Raw genomic sequence first — 6,151 nt, forward strand, 5'->3', positions numbered from 1 at the left:
GGGTCGTTCACGTCGGCGAGTTCGACGTAACAGACCCCGTCGGGGAACTCGGCGGCCACCGCGGCGAGCGCGCGCAGCGCCAGGCGGGTCTTGCCGATGCCCCCGGGCCCGCTGAGCGTCAGCATGCGCGTGGCGTGCGCGAGCTTGCGGAGCTCCTCGATCTCGCGCTCGCGGCCGACGAAGCTGTTCGGCTCCAGGGGCAGGTCTGGCACTATGTTCGCCACATGGATTCGGGGGCCACGAAGAGTGGCGCTGACGGGTCAGGCCGCATCTGCATAACCGAATACATAATCCGGATGATGCGCGGCAGTGCCCATTCAGTCTAACCTTGCCCGATAAAGCACCTGGACGTTTTCTGCTATTGCGTCCACGGTGCTTTTCGCGGCGGAGCGGCACCGCGGCCCGCGGTATGCGGCCGTTGGCGCCAGTGCCGGCCGGCCAGTGCGGGGACCGGTGCGGGCACTGTCATGGCCCCGGTCGCCGTGACCGAACCGCCGGGGGGGATGCGGCGGGCAACGCCGGCGCGGGGCGCCGTGCGGTGTCTCGCCGCAGGGAGCGGTCACGGCGACCGGTCAGGGTTTCCCGGCCGCCTCGCGTACGGAGCCGCCGCCGGCCGTCAGCCGAGGTTGGCGGCGACGGTGGCGCCGAGTTCGTAACACTGCCGCTCGACGTCCTTGCCGGCCGGCCCGGTCACCGCGACGGGGACGGTCGCCGCGAGCGCAGGCGTCACCGCGAGGTCGATGTTCTCCAGTTCCGGGTCGCGGGCTCCCGCGATGACCGCCGCAAGCATCGCCTGCAGGGCCGGCGACGCGGTGTGGTGGACGACGAGCAGTCGCGGCAAGCGCTCACCTCCTGGGGCTGGACGTTCGGGATAATAAGGCTTTTCATTCTCCCGAACGATCCGGGCCGTCTGCCATGCCGGATCGTGCTCCCGCAGTTATGCATGGGACGTGGGGGGTGCATGAGTCCTAGCGGTGGCCAAGTTAATCTGGTGGAAGGGACGGTGTCGTCCGGCTAGATCCCCGCTGGCGCTGGAGCGCGGCTTGGCTGACCCGAAGGGCTTCCTGACGACCCCGCGCCGCGACTGCGCCCGCCGGCCCGTCAGGGAGCGGGTGCAGGACTGGGACGAGGTCTACGACCGGCGCAGCCTGCTGCCGGTCATCAGGGGACAGGCGGGACGCTGCATGGATTGCGGCATCCCGTTCTGCCATCACGGCTGCCCGCTAGGGAACCTGATCCCGGAATGGAACGACCTGGTCTGGCGGGGGGACTGGGCCGAAGCCAGCGACCGGCTGCATGCCACCAACAACTTCCCCGAGTTCACCGGCCGGCTCTGCCCGGCGCCGTGCGAGCCAGCCTGCGTGCTTGCCATCAACCAGCCCGCGGTGACGATCAAGAACGTCGAGGCGGCGATCGCGGACCGGGCGTGGGATCGCGGCCGTGTTCTGCCGCGGCCGCCGGGCCGCCTGACGGGCAAGACGGTCGCGGTGATCGGCTCGGGCCCGGCGGGCCTCGCGTGCGCGCAGCAGCTGACCCGGGCCGGCCACCTGGTCACCGTGTACGAGCGGGCCGACCGCATTGGCGGGCTGCTGCGGTACGGGATTCCCGAGTTCCGGCTGGAAAAAAGGCAGCTGGACCGGCGGCTGGCGCAGCTGCGCGCGGAGGGCACCAGGTTCCGCGCCGGAGTCGCGGTGGGCGCCGGCCTGGACGCCGGCCGCCTCAGGCAGCGCTGTGACGCCGTGGTCGTCGCGGTCGGGGCCACCGTGCCGCGCGAGCTCCCCGTGCCCGGCCGCGAGCTGGCCGGGATCTACCAGGCCATGGATTACCTGCCGGCGGCCAACCGGGCCTGCGCCGGGGATTTCCGCGGCCATTCGCCGGTCACCGCGGCAGGCCGGCACGTGCTGATCGTCGGCGGCGGCGACACGGGCGCGGACTGCCTGGGCACGGCGCTGCGCCAGGGCGCCGCCTCGGTCATCCAGCTGGACATCAACCCGCTCCCTGGCGCGGAGCGCGCCCCGGACCAGCCGTGGCCGGTGTACCCGAAGGTCTACCGGGTCTCATCCGCCCATCAGGAGGCCCGCGAGCTGGCCCGGCTGCGCGGCCAGGACTGGGACAGCTCGTGTCCCCCGGTCGCCCCGGTCGCCCCGGTCGCCCCGGTCCCTGGGCCGGCCGCGCCGGCCGCCCCGGTTGTCCCGCTCCCTGGGCCGGACGGGGACGTGCGGGTGTTCTCCGCGTGCACGCTCGGTTTCGAGGCAGACTCAGGCGGCCGTGTCCGGGCCCTGCGGCTGGCCGGGACCAGGCCGGGGCGGCGGGAGCCGCAGCCGGGCACCGAGCGGGTAGTCCGGGCCGACCTGGTGCTGCTCGCGCTGGGCTTCACCGGACCCGAACCCGACAGCGGGCTGGCCGGGCAGCTCGGGCTGCGGCTTGACGCGCACGGGAATTTCGCCCGCGACGCCGGCTTCGGCGCCGGCCCGGACGGGGTCTTCGTGGCGGGCGACGCCGGACGCGGGCCGTCCCTGCTCGTGTGGGCGGTGGCCGAGGGCCGCGCCGCGGCGGCCGCCGTCGACCGCTACCTGATGGGCTCCACCACGCTCCCCTCGCCGGTCCGGCCGGCCGAACGGCCGCTGACGCTCTGACCGAGCGCGCCGTTACGGGTGAGAGCTTCTGGTACTAGTGATTTGTTCTGAGCTGGAAGTTGCGGCTAACCTGGCACACAATCCCGCATGATTTGCCCTGTTTTGCGCCATGTCGAAAGGCTCATTTTCAATGACCCAGCCGCGCCGGTGGCCGACCACCCTTGCCTGCGAAGGCACCGAGCAGACCCCGCACGAACCGGTAACCTGGCTGGGCACCTGGCTGCCGGGGGACGAGTCAAGCAACGAGCCCGCCTGCTGGGTCTGCGGCGCGCACCCCTACAGCACGCCGCCACGGTACCCCCACGTGCGGACGGCCTGAGCTCGCTACCGGCGGGGCTGCCAGCCGAGCGCAGGGCCGAGCTTGCCCGCCATGTCGGTGAGGATCTGCACGTAGTCGGCGTGCTCGAACGTGAACGGCAGCGCGAAGGCCACCTCCGCCACCTCGCGGAACGCGGCGTGCGCGTACAGCGACTCGGCGATCTGGCCGGACGGGCCGAGCAGGTCCCTGGCGAACATCATCCGCGCGGGCCCGACCGGGCTCGCGGTGCGCGGCGTGCGGGCGGCGACGTAGGCCTCGTACTTGGCCCGCTGCGCGGCGGTCGCGCTGTCGGTGGGGATCACCACCAGCCCCTGCGATACCCGCGCCGCGTCCCCGAGCGGATGGGCGGCGCGGAACGCCAGGACCTGCGACCGCTGGACCTCGGCGAAGTCTTCTGATTCCTCGGCCTTGACCACGCTGCTCGTCAGCAGGTTCATGCCGTGCTCCCCGGCCCAGCGCGCCGAGGCCAGGCTCCCGGCGCCGTACCACATCCGGCCGCGCAGCCCGGGCGAGTACGGCTGCACGCGGTCGGAGAACTGCTCGAAGCCCTCGGTGCCGCTGAACGACGCCGCCGGCTCGCCGGCGACGAACCGCAGCAGCCGGGCCACCCGCTCGTGGCTGAAGTCCTCGCGATCCGCCGTGTCCGGGTACAGCGCCTCCTTGACATCGTCGAAGCGCATCGGCGGGCCGACGCTCATCCCCGGGTTGAGCCGCCCGCCGGACAGGATGTCCACGGTGGCCAGGTCCTCGGCCAGGCGCAGCGGGTTCTCCCAGCCGAGCGGGATCACCGCGGTGCCGAGCTCGATCCGCGACGTGCGCTGCGACGCCGCCGCGAGCACGGCGACCGGCGAGGAGATGCCGTACTGCAGGTGCCGGTGCCGGACCCAGGCGCTGTCGAACCCGAGCCGCTCGCCCAGCTCGATGATTTCCAGCGTCGTCCGGTGGCCGGGACCGGGGTCGTCGCGGTCGAACAGGCCGATGGTCAGGAAGCCGAGCTTTTCCAGGGCAACCCCGGGCCGTGGCATGCGGCTTTTCCTCCGAGCGTGGCTTTCGCGGTCCTGCCGCGTTGGTGAGCGGCCTCGCGGGTAGCCTACTGGCGCCTGTCCGCCGGCCGGAAGGCGGCGACAAGCCGGGCCACGAGCGTCGCCAGGAACACCTGGCCGAACAGCGCCTCCATCACCGCGACCGCCCGGCCGGCGTTGCTGGCAGCGGTGAAGTCGCCGTAGCCGAGCGTGGTCAGCGTGGTGAAGCTGAAGTACTGGAATGTCCTGGTATTCCCGGGCTGGTGGTCGGCGAAGAACGGGCCCCCGCCCAGCCGGTTCATCGCGCCGTAGAAGGCCGCGAACATCAGGCCGATGATGATGTAAGCGCTGAGCGCGCCGTAGATGCTCTGCAGCGTCACCGTATTGTTCGCCAGGACGCGGTGCACGATCGCCACGGCCGCCGCGAGCAAGACCAGCCCCGCCCAGATCTGGGCCCCGCCGACGGCGTCCTCGGACGGGCCGGTGAGCGCGATCCCGAACGCGGCCGCCGAGCCGGCCAAGACGACGCCGACGGTGAGCCGCGCGGTCCACTTGGGCGCCTGGGAGTTGCGCAGTGCGAGCAGCAGCGTCCCAACGAACAACACGATCTGGGCCGCGTCGATCAGCGAGCCCGTGGTGAACGCGGATACCAGGTAGGTGGCGATCAGCAGGAGCAGCAGCGCCCCGAACCGCTCGGGAGGTGCGGGGCGGCCGGGGCGTGGCGCGCTGGGTGCTTGCGCCACGTCGGGCTGCGGTTCGCTGGCTGCGCTGGTCATGCTCATCGATTGTCCGCGCGCCGCCGCGGACCTAGCCTCGCCCGGCCGGGGTGACTACCGGCGCACGGTTCCGCGAAATCACCCCCATGAGATGAGGCGGCTACCCGCCGGGCCGCGCACGCTAGCGCAGATGACGACGCCGCCCGACCCGCGGACGCTGCTGCGGTCCAGGAGCTACCTGCGGCTGCTGGTCCTCGCCGCCATCCTCGGCGTGCCCATCTCCGCGGGGGCGTACGGCTTCCTGGCGCTGGTCAACTACCTGCAGCCGGAACTCTACACGCACCTTCCGAACGGGCTCGGCTTTCACGGCGAGCCGCCGTGGTGGCCGCTGCCGATGCTCGTCATCGCGGCCCTGATAGCCGGGCCGGTGATCCGGTACCTGCCGGGCAACGGCGGGCACTCGTCGGCCGACGGGTTCAAGGCGCGCGGCGCTCCCACGTACGCCGAGCTGCCGGGTGTCCTGCTCGCGGCCCTCGCGACGCTGCTGTTCGGGGTCGTGCTCGGGCCCGAGGCGCCGCTGATCGCGCTCGGCGGCGGGCTCGCGGTCCTTGCCGTGCGGCTCGCCAGGCGCGACATGCCAGGCCAGGCGACCGCCGTGGTGGCCGCGGCGGGCAGCTTCGCCGCCATCAGCACGCTGCTCGGCAACCCGCTCGTCGGCGCGTTCCTGCTGATGGAGGCCTCGGGACTGGGCGGCCCCATGCTCGGGGTCGTGCTTGTGCCCGGCCTGCTCGCCGCCGGGGTTGGCGCGCTCATCTTCATCGGGATGGACGCGTGGACCGGGCTCGGCACGTTCTCGCTGTCGATACCAGGGCTGCCTCATTTCGCGCGCCCCGACGTCGCGGAATTTGGCTGGGCGCTGGTCATCGGGGTCGCGGCGGCCATCGCAGGCACGGCGATCCGGCGGCTCGCGCTCGCGGCCCGGCCGCACGTCGAGAGCCGGATCCTGATCGCCTTGCCTGTCGTCGGCGCGATCGTCGCGGGGCTGGCGATCGCCTACGCAGAGGCCACGGGAAAGAGCTCATCCGACGTCCTGTTTTCCGGGCAGTCCGGCCTGGATCCGCTGGTCACCCATGCGGCCAGTTATTCGGTGGGAGCGCTCGCGCTGCTGCTCGCGTGCAAGGGGCTCGGGTACGGCATGTCGATGAGCGGCTTCCGGGGCGGCCCGGTCTTCCCGTCGATCTACCTCGGCGCGGCGGGCGGCATCCTGATGTCCCACCTGCCCGGGCTGCCCCTGGTGGCCGGGGTCGCGATGGGCATCGGCGCGATGGCCGCGGTCATGCTCTCGCTCCCGCTCACCGCGGTGCTGCTCGCATCGCTCCTGCTGGCCCCCGACGCGTTCGCCGTCATGCCGTTGGTGATCGTCGCCGTGGTGGTGGCCTACGTTGTCGCCGCCCGGCT

7 protein-coding genes are annotated in these 6,151 nt (G+C 72.4%); 3 read left to right on the forward strand and 4 right to left on the reverse strand.

Annotated elements, in window-relative coordinates; genetic code table 11:
* Together Q1N79_RS01160 and Q1N79_RS01165 are read right to left on the reverse strand one after the other, a co-directional pair.
* A partial coding sequence (locus tag Q1N79_RS01160; RefSeq protein ID WP_300603019.1) for an AAA family ATPase occupies positions 1–212 on the reverse strand: 212 nt, incomplete at its 3' end.
* A gap of 404 nt (positions 213–616) precedes the next feature.
* Entirely contained in the window at positions 617–841 is a 225-nt protein-coding gene (locus tag Q1N79_RS01165; RefSeq protein ID WP_300603021.1) for a hypothetical protein, read from the reverse strand.
* Between the two features lie 202 nt (positions 842–1,043).
* Here Q1N79_RS01165 and Q1N79_RS01170 point away from each other — a divergent pair, with 202 nt between their 5' ends.
* The gene (locus tag Q1N79_RS01170; RefSeq protein WP_300603024.1) at positions 1,044–2,636 is read left to right on the forward strand and encodes a glutamate synthase subunit beta; all 1,593 of its coding nucleotides are present in this window, start codon (positions 1,044–1,046) and stop codon (positions 2,634–2,636) included.
* 130 nt (positions 2,637–2,766) lie between these two features.
* The gene (locus Q1N79_RS01175; protein WP_300603027.1) at positions 2,767–2,955 is read left to right on the forward strand and encodes a hypothetical protein; all 189 of its coding nucleotides are present in this window, start codon (positions 2,767–2,769) and stop codon (positions 2,953–2,955) included.
* 5 nt (positions 2,956–2,960) lie between these two features.
* Here Q1N79_RS01175 and Q1N79_RS01180 read toward each other — a convergent pair whose 3' ends face one another.
* Both Q1N79_RS01180 and Q1N79_RS01185 read right to left on the reverse strand, forming a co-directional pair.
* Entirely contained in the window at positions 2,961–3,980 is a 1,020-nt protein-coding gene (locus tag Q1N79_RS01180) for an LLM class flavin-dependent oxidoreductase (protein WP_300603030.1), read from the reverse strand.
* Between the two features lie 65 nt (positions 3,981–4,045).
* Positions 4,046–4,753, reverse strand: a complete 708-nt coding sequence (locus tag Q1N79_RS01185; RefSeq protein ID WP_300603033.1) for a potassium channel family protein — start codon at positions 4,751–4,753, stop codon at positions 4,046–4,048.
* 130 nt (positions 4,754–4,883) lie between these two features.
* Here Q1N79_RS01185 and Q1N79_RS01190 point away from each other — a divergent pair.
* Positions 4,884–6,151 (forward strand): chloride channel protein (locus tag Q1N79_RS01190; protein ID WP_300603036.1); only part of this gene is annotated, 1,268 nt, incomplete at its 3' end.

It is taken from the genome of Trebonia sp., assembly GCF_030042015.1.
In the GTDB taxonomy this organism is placed as follows: domain Bacteria; phylum Actinomycetota; class Actinomycetes; order Streptosporangiales; family Streptosporangiaceae; genus Trebonia.